Raw genomic sequence first — 18,121 nt, 5'->3', positions numbered from 1 at the left:
ACAAAGAAGGTGAATCGATGAGCCACGTCTTTGACAGCGGAAGCTTTGCCAAACTGGACAACCCGCGCCGGCGAGAACTGCTGCCGCCGGAGTCGATCCTGGAAAGTCTGGGCGTTACGGCGGGGTCACGCCTCGCCGATTTCGGCTGCGGAACAGGCTATCTGGCCCTTCCCGCTGCCGCAGTCGTTGGGGCGGAAGGTCATGTCTTCGCCATGGACCTGCAGGAGCGGATGCTGGTGGAGGCGCGCCGTCGCAGCGAGGCCGCCGGTCTCCGCAACGTCGCTTGGATCCTCAACCCGGAAGGGCATATCCCGCTCCCCGGCGCTTTCGTGGACCGGTTGACCATGGTCGCTGTGTTTCACGAGATCAGGCAACGGGAAGAACTCCTGGCCGAAACCTACCGCGTCCTGCGGCCCCATGGCCGGATCGGGATCGTCGACTGGACGCCCGGGTTTACCGAGATGGGGCCTCCGGGGGATCACCGCGTTCCCGCTGAGACGGCGGCGAGACTGTTGGAGGCTGCCGGCTTTTCGCACATCTCCATCGGGGCGGTCAGCGCCGGCTTTTACATCGTCACGGGGGAAAAACCGGCCTGACTGTTGCGCCAATAGGGGTAAGGGGTATAATGATGATAAAGGCTATGGGGGAACATAGGAGGGGAATAAAGGATGCAGTGGGTCATTGACGAGGATATCCGCGAAACACTGGCCGAGCGGGGCGAGGTTTTTACGGTGGAACTGACGCGGATCTGCGCATCAGGGGGATGTTCCTGTATGGACATCTACTACCCTGTGCTCCGGCCCGGTTTGCCGGATCAGCCGGAGTATTACCTGACAGGACAGGCAGAGGGTTTTACGATTCATTACCCGCGCGTCCTCCAGTTGATCGACGCCGATCAGCCTGCCCAGGTCAAAAAGGCGGGCCGCTGGTCAAACGGCGAGTTTGATGTGGAAAACGTGCGGGTCTTGTAGAGGAGTAGTCGAGTTGTCGATATTTTCACTGCGCGGACCGGCCCATGCGGCCGGTCGTTTCATCTTGGGGCTGGAGACGAGTTGTGACGAGACATCGGCGGCGGTGCTTCAGGACGGCCGCGTCATCCTGTCCAATGTCATCTCCTCTCAGGTGCCGACGCACCAGCGTTTTGGCGGCGTCGTCCCTGAGATCGCCTCACGGAAGCACATGGAGAACATCACCGTCGTTGTCGATGAAGCCTTGCGGGAAGCCGGGATCACTTGGAACGACTTGACGGCTGTCGCCGTTACTGCCGGTCCGGGTCTGGTCGGGGCGCTGCTCGTCGGCGTCGCCTACGCAAAAGGCGCCGCGCTGGCCCGGAACCTGCCCCTGGTGGGGGTCCATCACATCGAGGGGCATATCTACGCCAACTTTCTTTCAGAGCCGGACTTGCAGTTTCCGCTGCTCTGCCTCGTCGTTTCGGGGGGGCACACCCATCTCGTCCAACTGACCGGCCACGGCGAGCTCCGCATCCTGGGCGCCACCCGTGATGACGCGGCCGGCGAAGCTTATGACAAGGTGGCCCGGGCCTTGGGGCTCGGTTACCCCGGCGGCCCGCTTGTGGAAAAGCTGGCCCGCGAGGGCGAAGCCTGCGCCTATCCGCTTCCCCGCGCCTTGCTGCAGGAAGACAGCTATGACTTCAGTTTCAGCGGCCTCAAGTCGGCTGTCCTCAACCTGCTCAACCGCGCCAAGCAAAAAGGCGAGACGATCAACGGGGCGGACCTGGCGGCCTCCTTCCAGGAGGCTGTCGTCGACGTGCTGGTTGAAAAAACGCGACGGGCCGCCCGGGAAACGGGCGCATCGACGGTCCTGCTCGCCGGCGGCGTGGCGGCGAACGGATATTTGCGCTTGCGCCTTGTGGAGGCCCTGGCGGCGGAGGGACGACGGCTAGTGGTGCCGCCGGTCATCCTCTGCACCGACAACGCCGCCATGATCGCTTGTGCCGGCTATCACCGGCTGATGGCTGGGGAGACGGCGGCGGCTGATTTAAATGCCGTGGCGGATTGGCCTTTGGGCACGTGACGGAGGCGTCATTACAGGTACCCCCAAAGACTCAGATTGAAAAATTGCCCTGTGGAAGCTCGCGGTGAAAGCATGCTGCTGTAAACGGGCTTTACCTTGACCGGAAAGGATACGATCAAGATGGAGAACCTTCGTAGCCAGATACTGCACTATGGCCGGTTGATGATCGAGCGCGGGCTCGTTTCCGGATCGGGCGGGAACATCAGTTGCCGATTGCCCGAAGGAAACCGGATGCTAGTGACCCCCAGCCAAATGGCCTACGATCAGTTGACACCGGAGGACCTGGTCGTTGTGGACATCGACAGCGGGGAAGTCCTGGAAGGCGCGCGACGCCCATCGATTGAACAGGGCCTGCACCGCGCGATCTATCAAGCCCGCCCCGATGTCAAGGCGATCATCCATACCCACTCCAGACATGCCACCGCAGTCGCGTCCACACGAAAGGATATCCCCCCCTTTCTGGACAACATGGTCGTCAACTTCGGCGGCGGTGTCAGGACGGCGGAGCATTCCCCCATCGGAACGCCCGAGTTGGCCGAATACACCGTCCGCGCCCTCGGCGATGCGCCTGTCGCCTTGTTAGCCAACCATGGGGGGGTCGCCGTAGGAAAGGATCTTGCCCAGGCGTTCTCTCTGGCAGAGTTTTTGGAGGAGTGCGCCATGGTCTACCTCCTCTCCTTCCTCGCCGGCGGACCCGTCGCGCTTGCGCCTGAGGTGGTCGAGCGGGAACGTGCCTGGCTGCTGGGACGTTATGGCCAAAGGTAATATTCTGTCGAGTATGGTTCGCAAAGCGTGTCATAAGTGAACGAAAATTCCGGGAATGCAGTCCCGGAACTTTTTTTGTCAAGGGGCAAACACATCTTCGACTTATCCCCACTGTGGATGAAAAAACTGTGGATAATGGGGATAAGTCTGTTGATTACTTATTTAACAGGGATTTTTCATGTGGAAAGCTCGGACCGGGATGGAAGAACGGATGTCTGTGGATACAGTGGATAAATCCCCAAAAACCCTATTCTATAAGCCTGGATTCTGGGGAAAACATTGTGGAAAAGTCAAAAGCATACTCCGGTAAAGCAAAAGGATTTGTTCATAACAGTGTTCTCTCCTTGACAAGGCAACCTTTTGCTTTCTTCCGAGTATAATCCACCTTCGACGGTTCATAATGGTAGAAGCAATTGCCCGAACAAAAGTATGTTCGCTGCGGTTGCTTCTCAAAGGTTCAGCCATAGGTGCAATGCCGTTTGATTCAAACATACAGCCCAGTGATAAAAATGTTTGTTCCTTAACGGAACGATAACTTGTCCGAGGGAGGATTTTTCCCGGGATTGGCGAATGGAACAAGTTAACATTAGATGTAAGTGATTGGATGAAGGGAGATAGAACCATGTTACAATTGACTTTTTTTGGTCATGCCAATTTTCTGCTTGATGACGGGCAGACGAAGGTGTTGATTGACCCCTTTTTCACAGGCAACCCCAGTTGTCCGGTGAAGGCGGAAACCGTTCATGCCGATTACATCCTGGTCACCCACGGTCACGGCGACCACTTCGGCGACACGATCGACATCGCCAAACGCACCGGGGCCACTATCATCAGTTCCTTTGAGCTAGCCGGCTACTGTCAGCGAAAAGGGGTAAAAGCCCATGGGATGGCTATAGGCGGCAAACGGGATTTCCCCTTCGGCCGGGTGCGCTTGACGGCAGCCGTTCACGGCTCGGGTATCGTCGAAGGGGATAATCATCTTGACGTGGGCAATCCCTGTGGCTTTCTGGTGAATATGGGCGGCAAATCTGTCTATCATGCCGGTGACACCGGTTTGACTCGTGATATGGAACTCATCGACATGTGTTTCCTGAAAGGGGGACGCCTCGACCTTGCCCTGCTGCCCATTGGCGACAACTTTGGCATGGGCCCGGACGACGCCCTCTACGCCACCAAGATGCTGCATCCGCGCATGGTTGTGCCGATGCACTACAATACCTTCCCGGTCATCGAGCAAGATGCCGTGGCGTTCAAACGGGTGGTGACGGAACTGACCGATTCAGAATGCCATGTCCTGGCGCCAGGCGAGACGTTGATCTTGAACGGCAACGGACGGTAAGGCAAGTATGAAAATGAAACGGATGATACAAAAGGACTGAATAGAGAAGCCCCGGAAACCAGCGTCGGTCTCCGGGGCTTTCCCTATTTTTCGATTGGTTTTTCCTCGTTTTCTTATCCTTATCTACTTATCCCTTGTTACTTATTCCTTGTTTCTTACTAGCGTTCTAGCCGTTTATCCGTGACCACCACTTGCTGTGCCGGTGACGGGCGTATTCGGCGTCAATGAGCCCGCTGAACATGCCGGGCAGGAGATTCCGGTTCGCCGGGACAGCGAAGGCGAGCAGGTGGGCGATAATGCCGATCAGCAGCAGCATCGAGGTCAAGGTGTGCAACAGCGTCGATACGTAGATGAGTGATTCGGACATCTCCACGCCTGGGATGTTTTTGGCCACCTTGAACATTCCTGTGGCGATCAGGGCGATCACGTTCACCCCGATAAAGGCGTAGGCCACGCGCTGTTCGGCTAGGTACTTCTCCGAGGGCGGTTCCTGCCCGCCCGTGAACATGGCCTTGATGATCAGCCAGGACTCACCCACATCGCCCTGTTTCGGCCAGATGTCGAATTCCCGCCGGACAATGTGGTAGGTGAGGTGAAAGGCGACGATGAACATGAGCAGGACGGCGCCGGCATAGTGCATGTTCAGGGTGATTTCAAAGTTGCCTGACCAGGCCATGCCGGGAACCTCAGTGAGCATATAGCGTTTGTAGAGGGGCATCTGCCCGAAGCCGGAAAAGAAGAGGGAGAAGATGGAGAAGGCAGCCAGCCAGTGGACGAAACGGGGGATCAGGCCGTGACGGCGCACCTTGCCGGAGGCAGGGAAGTTCTTCTGCGTTTTTCCCGCCATCGTCACTCATCTCCCTTCATGGTCCGGTAGGCGACGACACCGGCGGCGATGACGCCGGCCACCGGGGCGACCATCATGCCGGTGACCTTGCCGTTGGCGCTGTCCATGATGTTCTTGGCGTTGACCGGCATGGCGGGGCGGCCCGGTTTCCCGTCGACAGCCTGCTCCTTCATCGCCTGGTCGATGGCTTCAAAGGGCACAGCGGAGACGTAGAAGGTGGAGGTGCCGCCGTTTTCCTTCTCGCCGTAGATGTAGCCGCCGATCTGCTGAGCCCGCTCCTGAGCCTTTGCCCGCATCTCGCTTTTTTTCCCGAAGGAGATGGCCTTGTTCGGGCAGGCATCGACACAGGCCGGCGATTCGCCCTGGCGGATGCGGTCGAGACAGAGGTCGCACTTGAACATGACGCCGCCGCCGGCGTATTTGGGCAGCAATTTCGTGTAGAGGCCCACACCGGCCTGGCGGGCCGGAATGCCCCAGGGACAGACGTCGCGGCACTTGGCGCCGCCGAAGCAGAGATCCTTGTCGATGATGACAGGCCCTTCAGGCTTTTTCGTCTGGGCGCTGAAGGGGCAGATGTCGGCGCAAGGGGGATTGTCACAGTGCATGCAGCGGCGCGGCACATAGATGTCCTGCTGCTTCCCCTCATGCTGCACCGTCACTTTTTGCACGTAGGTCCAGTTATAAGGTGTGAGCCGGTTGGTCACTTGCCGCTTATCTGACCAGTCTTCATGCTTGTCCTGGGGCCAGTAATTCTCGATCGGTTTCTGCGGCTCCGGGAAACGGGATTGGTTTTTTTGGCGGCAGGCGGCGACGCAACGAGGCGTCTTTTCGCCGGCGCAGCCGTCGCAGCGAGTCAGGTCGATCATCGTTCCCACAGCGTCGGCGCCGGCGAAGGCCGGTCCGTTCGGGCCAAAGGTCAGCACGCCGGCGCCGGCGACGCCGGAGGCGATAGCGCGCCGGAAAAAGGTTCTCCGGCTTACATCGGTCATACGGGCTCCCTCCTTGATGTGAACAATCAGGGCGCCCCGAGAGGGCCCTCGCTGCTTTTAATCTACCCCATAGGGGTATATCGTGTCAATGGATTCAAAAGCCAGGCGGCATGATTTTACAAATAACAGGGAGAAGTGTTGAGCAGCCCCCGGGTTATACCCAAACCCAGTATGGCAAGGGAAAAGTGTTTAAAACAAAAATTCCGCTCGTAGAGCGGAGTTGCGACATCGTTCAACCGATGTCCTGCATGTTTTCTCTTTGCGAGGATTGATCAAAGTGGCTGCGGTAGCGGAAGAGGAAGTCATCGAGGGCGCTGCGGTGTCGCGCGATTTCCCGGGCCCATCTATGCAATGTCACGACACCTCTGTCGGTCAACTCGTAACAACGTTTGGCCGGACCGCTTTCCCCGGTCTGCCATTTGGAACACACCAACTGCTCTTCTTCCATCCGGCGCAGGGTGCGGTAGATCAGGGCAGGGTCGGTGGGTCCATCCAATAGCACCAGTTCGCCGATCCGCTCCATGAGTTCATAGCCATAGGACGGCTTCTCCGAGAGCAGCAGGAGCAGCGCCGGTTGGACGAAGCGGTTGATGCGTCCGACCGTGTAAGGGAGGGAGTTCACCTCCGCTTGACAAGAATCAACAAGCCGGGACATAACCCATGGTCTCCTTTCGAGCAGATCACAGGGGAATAGACCCCCATCTCTATATTATGATCATCCGATAGGAGATGTCAAAAAGGGGATTAAAAAAAATGTTGCAAACTTTACGCAAAAGTTGCAAAAAAGGTATTGCATGTGGAAACTATCGCATGTATAGTTAAATTACAGATAGACAAACATTCATAGGATATCGGACAAACGATATCCAAGGTAAACCCAACGCACATAATTTGACATCAATGAAGGGGATGAGGACGTGAAGTTTTTCAAGGTGCCTGAGCCGACAATCATGCGTTTGTCGCTCTACTCGCGGATCCTTGAACAGTTGGAAGAACGCGGTGTCCCGATCATTTCCTCGGTGGAGTTGGGTGATGCCGTGGGGATCAATTCGGGCGTCGTCCGCAAGGACCTGTCCATGTTCGGGGAGTTTGGTGTTCGCGGCGTAGGCTACAATGTGCGGGAACTGCGGGACAATATCCGCAAGCTCCTGGGCCAAGATCGCAACTGGCCCGTGATCATCGTCGGCGCCGGTCACTTGGGTTCCTCCCTGGCCGCCTACCCGGGATTCCGTCAACGTGGATTCGACGTGGTTGCGCTGGTGGACACGGATCCTGAAAAAGTCGGTTCTACCATCATAGACAAAACCGTCGTCTCCTGGGAAGAAGCGGAAAAGCTCGTCAAAGAGCACGGCGTTCGCATGGCGATTCTGGCTGTGCCCGCTGACGCTGTCCAGGCGGTTGCCCAGCAACTGACCGATCTCGGAATCGAAGCGATTCTCAACTTCTCGCCCATCATCTTGAAAGGGCCTTCTAAAGCGCAGGTGCAAAACGTCGACCTGACGGTCTACTTTGACCTGATGCGGTTCACGCAAAACCTCAACGACAACGGTCTGCGACCCCAGGCGTCCAACACGCGCGGGATCGCCGTTCGCTAATATTTCTCGCAACCCTGTTCGGTTTCCTGCTTCCTTTCGTTTGTTCCGAGCGTTCCGAAGGCCATGGGGCCTTCTTTTTTTTTGCCTTTTGCCCTCTCTTTGTCGTTGGCTAATGGATGGGCGGCTGCCTTGATTAGCAGTGCTGCACGAGCGCCTGCATCCATGGTTAAGAACCATAAAACGTCACTTAGCCGGACGAGGGATTGAGCGCTTTACGACGAATCTTAATGAACATGACATGATTTTGTCGAATTGAGGGTGGCAGTTTGAAAGAGAACCTGCGCCAGAGGGCATTGCATGGACGCAACAGGTTGACACCGGAGGAGATTGCCTCGAAAAGCCGTTTGATCGCTCAACGCCTGTTCGCGATGCCGGCCTATGTGTCAGCTTCGACGGTGATGATTTACGTCGATTTCCGCCGAGAGGTGGAAACGGGGGAAATCCTTGCTCATAGCCTGAACAGGGGGAAGCAGGTGACGGTGCCGGTCTGTGAAGGAGGCGCGCGCCGTCTGACCGCCGGGCGCATCGAGCGATACCCGGAGGATCTGCAACCGGGAACCTGGGGGATCTTGGAGCCGGCGACGGTGGTTCCTGTCGAACCCGCTTCGCTGGATCTGGTGATCGTGCCCGGCGTCGCCTTTGACCGGCAGGGCAACCGGCTCGGTTACGGCGCCGGGTATTATGACCGTTTCCTTCCTTCTTTGCGCCCGGAGGCGCAGAAAATCGCCCTCGCCTTTGACTTACAGATCGCACATCAGATATGCCCCGATGACCACGACATCCCCATGGATTGGATCATCACCGAGAGCGGGGTCATCGATTGCAGGGAGGAACGCGCCCATGGCTGAATGCCGGTGCTGTCGAGCAGATCGAACAGAAGAAACAGATCACACAGGCCAAACAGATCAAACAAAAAGGGAAACCGAAAAAGACCGGCGCCTTGCCGCATTGCTGGAAAAATATCGGGAAGAGCGAGGCGCTTTGATCCCTTTGTTGCAAGGGGCGCAGGAGATCTACGGTTATCTGCCGGGAGCGGCGATGGAACGGATCGCCCGGACGCTGCGGTTGCCTGCGGCCCAGGTCTATGGCGTGGCCACGTTTTACGCCCAGTTTCATTTTACGCCGCGCGGACGCCATGTGATCCGCGTCTGCCTGGGCACGGCCTGCCATGTCCGCGGCGGCGCCCGGATTTTTGAGGCGCTCCGCCGGCAGTTGGGTGTCGAGGACGGCGGGACGACGGCGGACCTGCGGTATACCCTCGAATCGGTGGCCTGTATCGGCGCCTGCGGGCTGGCCCCGGTGATCATGATCGATGACGACACCCATGGACGATTGACGCCGGAGAGCCTGCCGGGCATCCTGGCCCGGTACGAATGAGGAGGCCCCCTGACATGAAAAGTTTGATGGATCCCTGTTGCCAGCGGTGCGCCCATCGACCGGAGACACCCTGTAGGGAATACCTGCGCTGTCGGACCGAGGGTCCTCTCTGCCATGACGATGAACAATGCCGGAAGGCCCGGCAAGGGCGCATCGAGGCTGTCGAAGGGGCAGCCCAGGCGCAAAGGCCAACGCAAAATCAAATCAACGAGTCCCCCTGCTGGCGGCTGCTCGTCTGCGCCGGCACCGGTTGCATCGCCTCCGGCGGCGCTCCCGTCGTGGCGGCGCTCCGGGAGGCGGTAGAGCAACGCGGGATGTCCAGTCAGGTGGAGATCGCCCTCACCGGATGTCACGGTTTTTGCGAGCAGGGGCCGATCATCGTCGTTGAACCGGGCAAAACCTTTTACCGCCGCGTCAGCGCAGCCGACGCGCTTGATATCGTCGATACCCACTTGGCCGGGGGCCAAAGGGTGGACCGGCTGCTCTACCGGCTTCCTGGGGGGGAGGCCGTAACCTGTTACCCGGAGATTCCTTTTTATGCGCGCCAGCACCGGATCGTGCTGGCCAACTGCGGCCACATCAACCCGGAGGACCTGGGCGAGTACCTGGCTCGCCAGGGCTATCGGGGGTTTCTCAAGGCCCTTGCCATGGAACGGGCCGCTGTGATCGCAGAGGTGAAGCGTTCCGGCCTGCGCGGACGCGGCGGCGCCGGTTTTCTGACCGGCCAGAAGTGGGAGTTCACCGCCGGCGCGCCGGGAGAAGAGAAGTACATCGTCTGCAACGCCGATGAGGGCGACCCGGGGGCCTTCATGGACCGCTCGGTTCTGGAGGGCGACCCCCACGCCGTGTTGGAGGGGATGCTCGTCGCTGGTTACGCTATCGGCGCCCGGGAGGGGTACATCTACGTTCGGGCCGAGTACCCCCTCGCCATCCGCCGCCTGCAAAGGGCCATCGCCCAGGCGGAAGCCTGCGGCCTCCTCGGAGAGAACATCCTGCACAGCGGCTTTTCCTTTCGCGTTCACGTCAAAGCCGGCGCCGGCGCTTTCGTCTGCGGCGAGGAGACGGCGTTGCTCACCTCTATTGAAGGCAACCGGGGGATGCCTCGCGTCAGGCCGCCCTATCCCGCCGTCAAGGGGCTCTGGGGCAAGCCGACCAACATCAACAACGTGGAAACATTTGCCAATATCCCCCACATCCTGCGCCGCGGCGCAGATTGGTACGCCGCCATGGGCGTCGGTCGGTCGAAAGGCTCGAAGGTTTTTGCCCTCACCGGCAAGGTGAACAACACGGGACTCGTCGAGGTCCCCATGGGCCTCAGCCTGCGGGAGATCATCTTCGCCATCGGCGGCGGCATCCAGGGCGGGAAGGCCTTCAAGGCCGTCCAAATCGGCGGCCCCTCCGGCGGCTGTCTGCCTGAGTCGCTCCTCGACACGCCTGTCGATTATGAAACCCTGCTGGAAGCCGGCGCCATGGTCGGCTCCGGCGGTCTCGTCGTCATGGACGAGTCCACCTGCATGGTCGACATCGCCCGGTATTTTTTGAACTTCACCCAGCAGGAGTCCTGCGGCAAGTGCGCCCCCTGCCGGGAAGGGACGAAACGGATGCTGGAGATCCTGACGCGGATCACCGAAGGCAAAGGGCGTGAGGAAGACCTGGGGGCGCTGGAAAAGCTGGCCGCCGTGATCAAGGCCACCTCGCTCTGCGGCCTCGGTCAGTCTGCGCCCAACCCTGTCTTGACGACACTGCGCTATTTCCGGGACGAGTATGAGGCCCACATCAACGACCAGCGTTGTCCCGCCGGCCTCTGCGCGGCCCTCTTGACCTACCGCATCGACGCGGATAAATGCCGCGGTTGCACCCTCTGCGCCCGTCACTGCCCTGTCGGTTGCATCACCGGCAAGCCGCGGGAGGCCTATGTGATCGACGAGACCCGCTGCGTCAAGTGCGGCGTCTGCCTGGAACGTTGCAAGTTCGGCGCTGTCATACGCCGCTAGGAGGAGAGACGACGATGAAACAAGGCAGCGCCCAAGCTCTGACAAATGACAAGACCAAAGTTCAGCCCGAGGCGCAGACGAAGGATCAAGCGAACCTTGAAAACGTCGCGTTGACGATAGATGGACAGTCCATCTCTGTTCCGGCAGGCACGACCGTGTTGGCGGCGGCCCGGCAACTCGGCATCGACATCCCGACCCTCTGCCATGATCCGGAGTTGACCAACCCCGGCTCGTGCCGCCTCTGTGTCGTAGAAATCGAAGTCCCGACAGCAGGCGGGATGATGAAGATGCGGAACCTCCCCCCATCCTGCGTCACCGCCGTCTCACCGGGGATGGTCGTCCGCACCCGCACGGAAACGGTTGTGCAGGCGCGCCGGACGGTGCTGGAACTGCTGTTGGCCAATCACCCGAAAGACTGCCTGCGCTGCGAGCGCGCGGGAAGTTGCCGGCTTCAAGCCTACGCCTACGAGTATGGCGCCGACTTCCCCGTCGCCGGTTCCGCCCTCGACGGGGAGCGCCGCCGCGATCCCGTCGATGATTCCAACCCCTTCATCCGGCGGGATATGAACAAGTGTGTCCTCTGCGGCAAGTGTGTGCGCGTCTGCGCCGAAATCCAGGGCCGCCATGTCCTGGATTACGCGCACCGTGGTTTCGCGACGACGGTGGCGCCTGCTTTTGAAAAGCCGCTCGGCGATTCGGACTGTGTTTTTTGCGGATCCTGCGTCGCCCTCTGCCCCACAGGCGCGCTCACCGAAAAAACAAAGGCCGGGAAGGGCCGGCCCTGGGATGTTCGCCGCAAGGTGCGGACCACCTGCCCCTACTGCGGCACCGGCTGCAACTTCGACCTGGAGGTCATCCGGCGGCCTATCGCCGGCGAGCCGGAGGAGGTCATCGGCGTCGCCTCGGCCGTCGATGCGCCGGTCAACGGCCGCCACCTCTGTGTCAAAGGCCGCTTCGGCCTCTCCTTCATCCATCATCCCGAGCGGCTCCGGCGTCCCCTGGTGAAAAAGGAGGGGCGCTTTGTCGAAACCTCCTGGGAGGAAGCGCTCAACGTCGTGGCGGAGCGGTTTCAAGCGATTCAGAGCGATTGTGGCGGCGACGCCTTCGGCGTGCTGGCTTCCGCCAAGGCGACGAACGAGGAGAACTACCTGATCAACCGTTTTGCTCGGGGCGTGCTGGGCACCAACAACATCGACCACTGCGCCCGCCTCTGCCACGCCTCGACAGTGGCCGGCCTGGCCGCCGCCTTCGGCTCCGGGGCGATGACCAATCCCATCGCCGATATCGCCAAGAGCGACTTTCTCCTCGTCATCGGGTCCAACACGACCGAGTCCCATCCTGTGCTCGCCCAGAAACTGCTGCAGGCCATCGGCAGGGGGACGCCCTGCGTCGTCATCGATCCGCGCAAGACGGAGTTGGCGGCGGCTGCGACGGAGCACCTGGCCATCCGTCCCGGCGGCGACCTGGCGCTGCTCAACGCCCTGGCCCATGTGATCATCGCCGAAGGGCTTCAGGACAGGCGGTTTATCGAGGAACGGACGGAAGGATTCGAAGAATTGCAAGCGGCTGTCGTCGCCTGTTCGCCCGAATGGGCGGCGTCGCTTACAGGGATCGCGCCGGAGGTCATCCGGGAGACGGCCCGGCGGTATGCGAGGGCCGAGCGGGCCTCCATCTTCTACACCATGGGGATCACCCAAAAGCGCACAGGCACCCATAATGTGATGGCTATCGCCAACCTGGCCCTTTTGACAGGTCATATCGGCAAAGAGGGGAGCGGCGTCAATCCCTTGCGCGGTCAAAACAACGTGCAGGGCGCCTGTGACATGGGCGCGCTGCCCAACGTCTTCCCTGGCTACCAGCCTGTGGGAGACGCGGCTGTCCGGGCCAAGTTCGCCGCCGATTGGGGCCTCGACACGGCCGAATTGCCGGCCAAGGCGGGCCTCACCGTCGGCGAGATGCTCGAAGCCGCCCTTGTAGGGGAACTCAAGGCGATGCTGATCGTCGGGGAGAACCCGGTCCTTTCCGACCCGGACAGCGCCCACGTTGTGGAAGCGCTGCAACGGCTCGATTTCCTCGTTGCCGTCGACATCTTTTTGAGCGAGACGGCTCAACTGGCTGATGTGGTGCTGCCGGCCTGTTCCTTCGCCGAAAAGGAAGGAACCTTCACCAACACGGAACGGCGGGTGCAGCGGGTGCGGCAGGCCATCGACCCCGTCGGCCAGTCGCGGCCTGACTGGCGGATCGTGGTCGATCTCGCGGCTGCGCTTGGTAGACCCTTTGACTTGGCTGACCCGGCGGCGGTGATGGCGGAGATCGCCCGCCTTACGCCCTCCTACGCCGGGATCAGCCACGACCGTCTCGACAGGGAAGGCGGGCTCTGCTGGCCCTGCCCGGCGACCGATCACCCCGGAACGCCTCGCCTGCATGTGGAGCGCTTCACCCGGGGGAAGGGCCGATTCCACGCCGTCCACTACCTGCCTCCGGCCGAAGCGCCCGATGAAGAGTACCCCCTCGTGCTATCGACCGGCCGCCGCCTCTTCCATTACCACACGGGGACGATGAGCCGCCGGACTGAGTTGGAGGCGATTTATCCCGAGGAACACCTGGAGATGCATCCCGATAACGCAGCCCATCTTGGACTGACGGACGGAGACTGGGTCCGCCTCTCCACTCGCCGGGGCGCCATCTCCCTCCCTGTGCGGCTGACAGAAGGCATCATCGCGGGAACGGTCTTCACCTCCTTCCACTTTTCAGAGGCAGCCGTCAACGCCCTGACGAACAGCGCCGTCGACCCTGTGGCCAAAATCCCGGAACTGAAGGTTTGCGCCTGCAGCGTCGAAATCGTCGATCCGCCCAGCGGATATCTGCCGCCTGTGGGCAAGCGGGTCCTGGTATAGTTGTTGCTGAATGAAGCGAATGAGGTCTCCTGTCAAGCGCGTCTTCTAAAGCAATGCCAGTGTTAAGCAACGCGAAGCCTGGTCCGCGAAAAAATCGCGGGACCAGGCGCTTTTTTTGCGTTTCGACGGAACCGAAGGGGTATAATCACCAATAGATGAGCGTAGCCGAACAGGGCTGTGGCAGTGGAGGGATCGAGATGATCGCGCGGAGAACGCTGGTGCCGAGGCAGCGGAACCTCTATTCCGCTTTTCCGACTTTTACGGAATACCGGGACAAGATCTATGTCTTCTACCGCCAGGGAGTGACCAGCGCCCGCCAGTGCCATGGCGTGGATGGAGCGGTGCGCTGTCTGCAACTGGACAAGGGCGAATTCTTGGAACGGATGCGTCATGAATCCGAGGAGGGCTTTCTCGACGCCGGGGAAGACGACGTTGTCTTCCGCAGTGAGAACGAGATTGACGCTATCGTCTCCCGGCTCGACGAGGACCTTTTTACCCTCTGCACCCGTACATACATGCGGGGGAGGATTTGTCCGGCCTTCGTCTCTGTCGCTGACGAGCCTCGTTTCACCGAACGCCGTGCTGTCGAATTAAAAGGCGTCGAGTGGATCGTTTTTTACGGAAAGGCCGTCAAAAGCCCGGCGGGCTTTATCTTTCCCGCCTACGGGATTCTGAAGGGGGAGGGGTTTACCCGACCCCTCGTCATCGTGACTGACGATTTTGAACATTGGGACCTTCTATCTTATTTGCCTAGCGGCATCGACGGCGCCGTCTTGAACGAAAGCACTGTCGTCTTTGACGGCAACCGCTACCAGATGTTCAGCCGTCAGGACATTTCGCCCTTCGGCATCTGGCTGGCTGAATCGGAGGATCTCCAGCGCTGGTCGACGCCTCGAAGGATGATTTCAAGAGCCCACGCGCCCATGGCCGTCACCCTGCCGGGCGGCATCGCGCTGACCTACCGGGAACTGCTGGCGAAGGAGAAGAGCGCTGTTGCGGTTCGCTTCCTGCGATCGGGCGAGACGCCCATTGGGGATGCTTGTTGCGCTGCCGGCTCCGATGGCAATAGCGACAGACGGGACGAGCCAGCGCGAATCGATGCGCCGAGTCTGACGATTGACCATTACGAAGGCAACCCCTATGACGGGGGATACACCGATCTCGGCCTTGTCGATGATGACCTGGTCATCGTCTATTACCATGGAAATGAAGAGGGTGAACCTTCCATCCGCGCTGCGGCGTTGCCCTGGCGGGAACTGGATGTTTTAATCGACGCCGAAAGGGATAGGGAATAAGCAGGGTTTGATGGCGAAAAGCGAGAACAAATTTGGGAACCTTTCGTAACGATGTTTTCATTAACCTAATGGACCCGGAACGGTCGTGAACCTAGACGGTCACGGTTCCGGAACGGTCATGGACTCAGAATGTGATTAAAGGAGCACCGAACCTGTGCGCAATGCTGTTTTCATGGTGATCGACGGCAGCAGTCTGCTTCACCGGGCTTTTTACGCGCTGCCTCCCATGTCCACTTCTCAAGGCGTTCACACCAACGCCGTCTACGGATTTTTGACAATGCTGGAACGGCTGCGCCGGGACTATAAACCGGATTTTCTTGCCGTCTGTTTGGACAAGAGCCGCATCACCTTCCGGACGCAGAGATATGAAGCCTACAAGGCCCAGCGGGGGGCGACGCCGGAGGAACTGCGCCCCCAGTTCGGCCTGCTCAAGGAGGTCCTCGCCGCCTGGGGCATTCCTCTTTTCGAAGAGGGGGGCTATGAAGCGGACGATCTGATCGGCGCCCTCGTCTGCCTAGCCAAGGAACAGGGCATCTACAGCCTGATCGTCACCGGCGACCGGGACGCCTGGCAGTTGATTTCGCCCGGCGTGGAGGTGCTCTTCACCCGCAAAGGGATCAGCGAGCTCGAACGCTATGATGAGGAAGCGCTGAAAGAGAAGATCGGTTTGACCCCCCGGCAGGTCATCGATTGGAAAGGTCTCATGGGGGACGCCTCCGACAACATCCCCGGTGTGCCGGGGGTGGGGGAGAAGACGGCCTTCAAACTGCTGGAACAGTTCGGCGACATGGACAGCCTCTACGAACGGCTCGATGAGGTTAAAGGGAAACTGAAGGAAAAGCTGGCGACCCACCGCGAACAGGCTTTCCTTTCTAAAGAACTGGCGACGATCAAGTGCGATATCCCCCTCAACCCGGACTGGGAGGCTTGCCGGGCGGCGTCGCCCGACTTCGCGGCGTTGCGCGGCCTTTACAAGGACTTGGAGTTCCGCAGCCTCCTTCGCCACCTCCCCGGTGATGAAGCCGATGGCGGGGCCGAAGGCGGCAGCCTCTTTGCCCGATTGGATGGGAAAGCCGGCAGCGCCGTCGATCCGGTGAGTGCTGCCGGAACCGCCGGTGGTGACGCCGGCCGGTTCTCTGCCGCAGAGGGTGACAAACCTGGCGACGGACAGGCGGTCAGACCCGCTCAGTCGGTCCAAGTGGACGTAGAGGCGCCCCTCGCGGTGGAATACACCGCCGTGGAGGATGAGACCACCATCGGTGCAATGCTGACGGAACTGATGCAAATTGGCGCCGAGCCCGGTTGCCGGACGGCGGTGCTGGCCGCCTGGGAGGGTTCGCCGCGGACCGGCGAATTGAAGCAACTCGTCCTCGCCGCAGGCAAGGACGCCCTTCCCGCCCTGCCGCGCGTCTGGGTCATCGACCGGCCTGGCGCGATCTTTGCCGCTACGCGGCCCTTTTGGACATCGAAGGACCATCGCAAGCTCTTTTTCGACGTCAAGTCGCTCTGGCTGCTGGCCCGCCGGGAGGAAACGGTCATCGAAGGCATAGATGGCGACGGGCTGATCGGCGCCTACCTGCTCGACCCGCTCGCCAACAGCTACAGCCTGGCCAGAACGGCACACGACTGGATCGGGTGGAAAGTCGACGCCGATGCCGGCCGGAGCGTTCTTCCGCCGGAGGAAGCGGCTCGCTCCGCCGCCGCACTCTTTCACATGACCCCGGCCATGGAGGCTCGACTCGGCGAAGAGGGGTTGAGTTCCCTCTACCGGGATGTGGAGCTTCCGCTGGCGCCGCTCCTGGGCGCCATGGAGTGGGCCGGCGTCAAGGTCAATCCTTCCGTTCTCCAGGAGATGGCCGGCGAACTGGGCGCTGACATCCACCGGTTGCAGGCGGACATCTACGATCTCGCCGGAGAGACCTTCAACATCAACTCGACACAGCAGTTTGGCAAAATCCTCTTTGAAAAGCTCGGCTTGCCGGTGATCAAAAAAACGAAGACCGGCTATTCCACCGACGTGGAGGTTCTTGAGGAACTGGCCGACCGGCACCCCATCGTGCCCAAGGTGCTCGAATACCGCCAATTGATGAAGCTCAAGTCGACCTATGTGGAGGGACTGCTTCCCCTGATCGACGGCGAAGACCGACGCATCCACACCAGCTTCAACCAGGCGGTGACGGCGACGGGACGCCTCTCGTCGACAGAACCGAACCTGCAGAACATACCGGTCCGGCTCGAACAGGGTCGCCGCATCCGCAAGGCCTTTACGGCCCCCGGCGATGACTGGACCCTGCTGGCCGCCGACTACTCTCAGATCGAACTGCGCATCCTGGCTCACCTGTCGGGCGATCCCTCCTTCAAGGACGCCTTTGCCAAGAACCAGGACATCCATACCCGCACAGCCAGCGAGGTCTTCGGCGTGCCCATGGAGAACGTGACCCGCGAGATGCGCCGTCGCGCCAAGGCCGTCAACTTCGGCATCGTCTACGGCATCAGCGACTTCGGTCTCAGCCGCGATCTGGGCGTGCTTCGCGCCGAAGCCCGCCAGTACATCGACGGCTACTTTGACCGTTACAGCGGCGTCAAGGGCTATATCGACGAGATCATCGCCGAGGCGCGCCGCCAGGGTTATGTGACGACCCTGCTGGGACGCCGGCGCCGGTTGCCCGATCTCTTCGTCAAAAACAAGATCCGCCAGAACTTCGGCGAGCGGGCGGCCATGAACACGCCCATCCAGGGGACCGCCGCTGACATCATCAAGGCGGCCATGGTGCGAATCCCCGGACTGCTTGCAGCCCGAGGATTCAAGACCCGCATGCTGCTGCAGGTCCATGACGAACTGATCTTTGAGGCGCCTATGGAGGAACTCTCCGAGGCCGCCGCGCTGATTCGGGATACGATGGAACAGACGATCCGCCTCGACGTGCCGCTCACCGTCGACGTGAAGACGGGACCGAACTGGTATGAGATGAAACCCTATCAATAAACG

Annotated in this window: 16 protein-coding genes; 13 read left to right on the top strand and 3 right to left on the bottom strand. The window is 60.4% G+C overall.

What is annotated here, in order from left to right; genetic code table 11:
• Positions 1–17 precede the first annotated feature (17 nt).
• The 5 genes from GTO91_RS09235 to GTO91_RS09215 all read left to right on the top strand — a co-directional run bounded on the left by GTO91_RS09235 (position 18) and on the right by GTO91_RS09215 (position 4,138).
• A complete protein-coding gene (locus tag GTO91_RS09235) occupies positions 18–596 on the top strand; it encodes a class I SAM-dependent methyltransferase (RefSeq protein ID WP_161258171.1) in 579 nt (192 codons plus the stop codon).
• Between the two features lie 72 nt (positions 597–668).
• Positions 669–971 (top strand): hypothetical protein, encoded by a 303-nt coding sequence (locus GTO91_RS09230; RefSeq protein WP_161258168.1) that lies wholly within the window; start codon positions 669–671, stop codon positions 969–971.
• Between the two features lie 13 nt (positions 972–984).
• Positions 985–2,034 (top strand): tRNA (adenosine(37)-N6)-threonylcarbamoyltransferase complex transferase subunit TsaD, encoded by a 1,050-nt coding sequence (gene tsaD, locus GTO91_RS09225; RefSeq protein WP_161258165.1) that lies wholly within the window; start codon positions 985–987, stop codon positions 2,032–2,034.
• 120 nt (positions 2,035–2,154) lie between these two features.
• Entirely contained in the window at positions 2,155–2,799 is a 645-nt protein-coding gene (locus GTO91_RS09220) for a class II aldolase/adducin family protein (RefSeq protein ID WP_161258162.1), read from the top strand.
• Between the two features lie 622 nt (positions 2,800–3,421).
• Positions 3,422–4,138, top strand: a complete 717-nt coding sequence (locus GTO91_RS09215) for a metal-dependent hydrolase (protein WP_161258159.1) — start codon at positions 3,422–3,424, stop codon at positions 4,136–4,138.
• Between the two features lie 166 nt (positions 4,139–4,304).
• Here the strand turns inward: GTO91_RS09215 and GTO91_RS09210 are convergent, their stop codons facing one another.
• The 3 genes from GTO91_RS09210 to GTO91_RS09200 form a co-directional block, all read right to left on the bottom strand.
• Entirely contained in the window at positions 4,305–4,985 is a 681-nt protein-coding gene (locus GTO91_RS09210) for a formate dehydrogenase subunit gamma (protein ID WP_161258156.1), read from the bottom strand.
• A gap of 2 nt (positions 4,986–4,987) precedes the next feature.
• A complete protein-coding gene (locus tag GTO91_RS09205) occupies positions 4,988–5,974 on the bottom strand; it encodes a 4Fe-4S dicluster domain-containing protein (RefSeq protein ID WP_161258154.1) in 987 nt (328 codons plus the stop codon).
• A gap of 232 nt (positions 5,975–6,206) precedes the next feature.
• Positions 6,207–6,629 carry a PadR family transcriptional regulator gene (locus GTO91_RS09200; RefSeq protein WP_170294170.1) on the bottom strand — a complete coding sequence of 141 codons (423 nt, stop codon included), beginning with the start codon at positions 6,627–6,629 and terminating at the stop codon, positions 6,207–6,209.
• Positions 6,630–6,891: 262 nt separating this feature from the next.
• On the opposite strand from GTO91_RS09200, the gene GTO91_RS09195 reads away from it, so the two are divergent.
• The 8 genes from GTO91_RS09195 (at position 6,892) to polA (ending at position 18,118) form a co-directional block, all read left to right on the top strand.
• Entirely contained in the window at positions 6,892–7,569 is a 678-nt protein-coding gene (locus GTO91_RS09195; protein ID WP_161258151.1) for a redox-sensing transcriptional repressor Rex, read from the top strand.
• Between the two features lie 266 nt (positions 7,570–7,835).
• Positions 7,836–8,417: a 5-formyltetrahydrofolate cyclo-ligase gene (locus GTO91_RS09190; RefSeq protein WP_161258149.1), complete on the top strand. Its 582-nt coding sequence runs from the start codon at positions 7,836–7,838 to the stop codon at positions 8,415–8,417.
• The gene (locus GTO91_RS18115) at positions 8,390–8,554 is read left to right on the top strand and encodes a hypothetical protein (RefSeq protein WP_235919414.1); all 165 of its coding nucleotides are present in this window, start codon (positions 8,390–8,392) and stop codon (positions 8,552–8,554) included. The genes GTO91_RS09190 and GTO91_RS18115 overlap by 28 nt, the downstream gene beginning before the upstream one ends.
• The gene (gene nuoE, locus GTO91_RS09185; RefSeq protein WP_235919411.1) at positions 8,518–8,946 is read left to right on the top strand and encodes an NADH-quinone oxidoreductase subunit NuoE; all 429 of its coding nucleotides are present in this window, start codon (positions 8,518–8,520) and stop codon (positions 8,944–8,946) included. The genes GTO91_RS18115 and nuoE overlap by 37 nt, the downstream gene beginning before the upstream one ends.
• A 14-nt stretch (positions 8,947–8,960) precedes the next feature.
• Positions 8,961–10,940 carry an NADH-quinone oxidoreductase subunit NuoF gene (gene nuoF, locus GTO91_RS09180; protein ID WP_161258143.1) on the top strand — a complete coding sequence of 660 codons (1,980 nt, stop codon included), beginning with the start codon at positions 8,961–8,963 and terminating at the stop codon, positions 10,938–10,940.
• A 14-nt stretch (positions 10,941–10,954) separates the two neighbouring features.
• Positions 10,955–13,837, top strand: coding sequence for a formate dehydrogenase subunit alpha (gene fdhF / locus GTO91_RS09175; RefSeq protein WP_161258141.1), 2,883 nt, complete (start codon positions 10,955–10,957; stop codon positions 13,835–13,837).
• Positions 13,838–14,034: 197 nt separating this feature from the next.
• Positions 14,035–15,132 (top strand): sialidase family protein, encoded by a 1,098-nt coding sequence (locus GTO91_RS09170; RefSeq protein ID WP_161258138.1) that lies wholly within the window; start codon positions 14,035–14,037, stop codon positions 15,130–15,132.
• 154 nt (positions 15,133–15,286) lie between these two features.
• Positions 15,287–18,118, top strand: coding sequence for a DNA polymerase I (gene polA, locus GTO91_RS09165; protein ID WP_161258136.1), 2,832 nt, complete (start codon positions 15,287–15,289; stop codon positions 18,116–18,118).
• Positions 18,119–18,121 lie beyond the last annotated feature (3 nt).

It is taken from the genome of Heliomicrobium undosum, assembly GCF_009877425.1.
GTDB classification, from domain to species: domain Bacteria; phylum Bacillota; class Desulfitobacteriia; order Heliobacteriales; family Heliobacteriaceae; genus Heliomicrobium; species Heliomicrobium undosum.
Note: the sequence above shows the minus strand (reverse complement) of the source record. Positions and strands in the feature narration are given on the sequence as shown.

Bases quoted from the DNA above. Each gene is read 5' to 3' on its own strand.
- GTO91_RS09235 (WP_161258171.1), top strand. From the start codon at position 18: ATGAGCCACGTCTTTGACAGCGGAAGCTTTGCCAAACTGGACAACCCG.
- GTO91_RS09230 (WP_161258168.1), top strand. From the start codon at position 669: ATGCAGTGGGTCATTGACGAGGATATCCGCGAAACACTGGCCGAGCGG.
- GTO91_RS09220 (WP_161258162.1), top strand. From the start codon at position 2,155: ATGGAGAACCTTCGTAGCCAGATACTGCACTATGGCCGGTTGATGATC.
- GTO91_RS09215 (WP_161258159.1), top strand. From the start codon at position 3,422: ATGTTACAATTGACTTTTTTTGGTCATGCCAATTTTCTGCTTGATGAC.
- GTO91_RS09210 (WP_161258156.1), bottom strand. From the start codon at position 4,985: ATGGCGGGAAAAACGCAGAAGAACTTCCCTGCCTCCGGCAAGGTGCGC.
- GTO91_RS09205 (WP_161258154.1), bottom strand. From the start codon at position 5,974: ATGACCGATGTAAGCCGGAGAACCTTTTTCCGGCGCGCTATCGCCTCC.
- GTO91_RS09200 (WP_170294170.1), bottom strand. From the start codon at position 6,629: ATGTCCCGGCTTGTTGATTCTTGTCAAGCGGAGGTGAACTCCCTCCCT.
- nuoF (WP_161258143.1), top strand. From the start codon at position 8,961: ATGAAAAGTTTGATGGATCCCTGTTGCCAGCGGTGCGCCCATCGACCG.
- fdhF (WP_161258141.1), top strand. From the start codon at position 10,955: ATGAAACAAGGCAGCGCCCAAGCTCTGACAAATGACAAGACCAAAGTT.
- GTO91_RS09170 (WP_161258138.1), top strand. From the start codon at position 14,035: ATGATCGCGCGGAGAACGCTGGTGCCGAGGCAGCGGAACCTCTATTCC.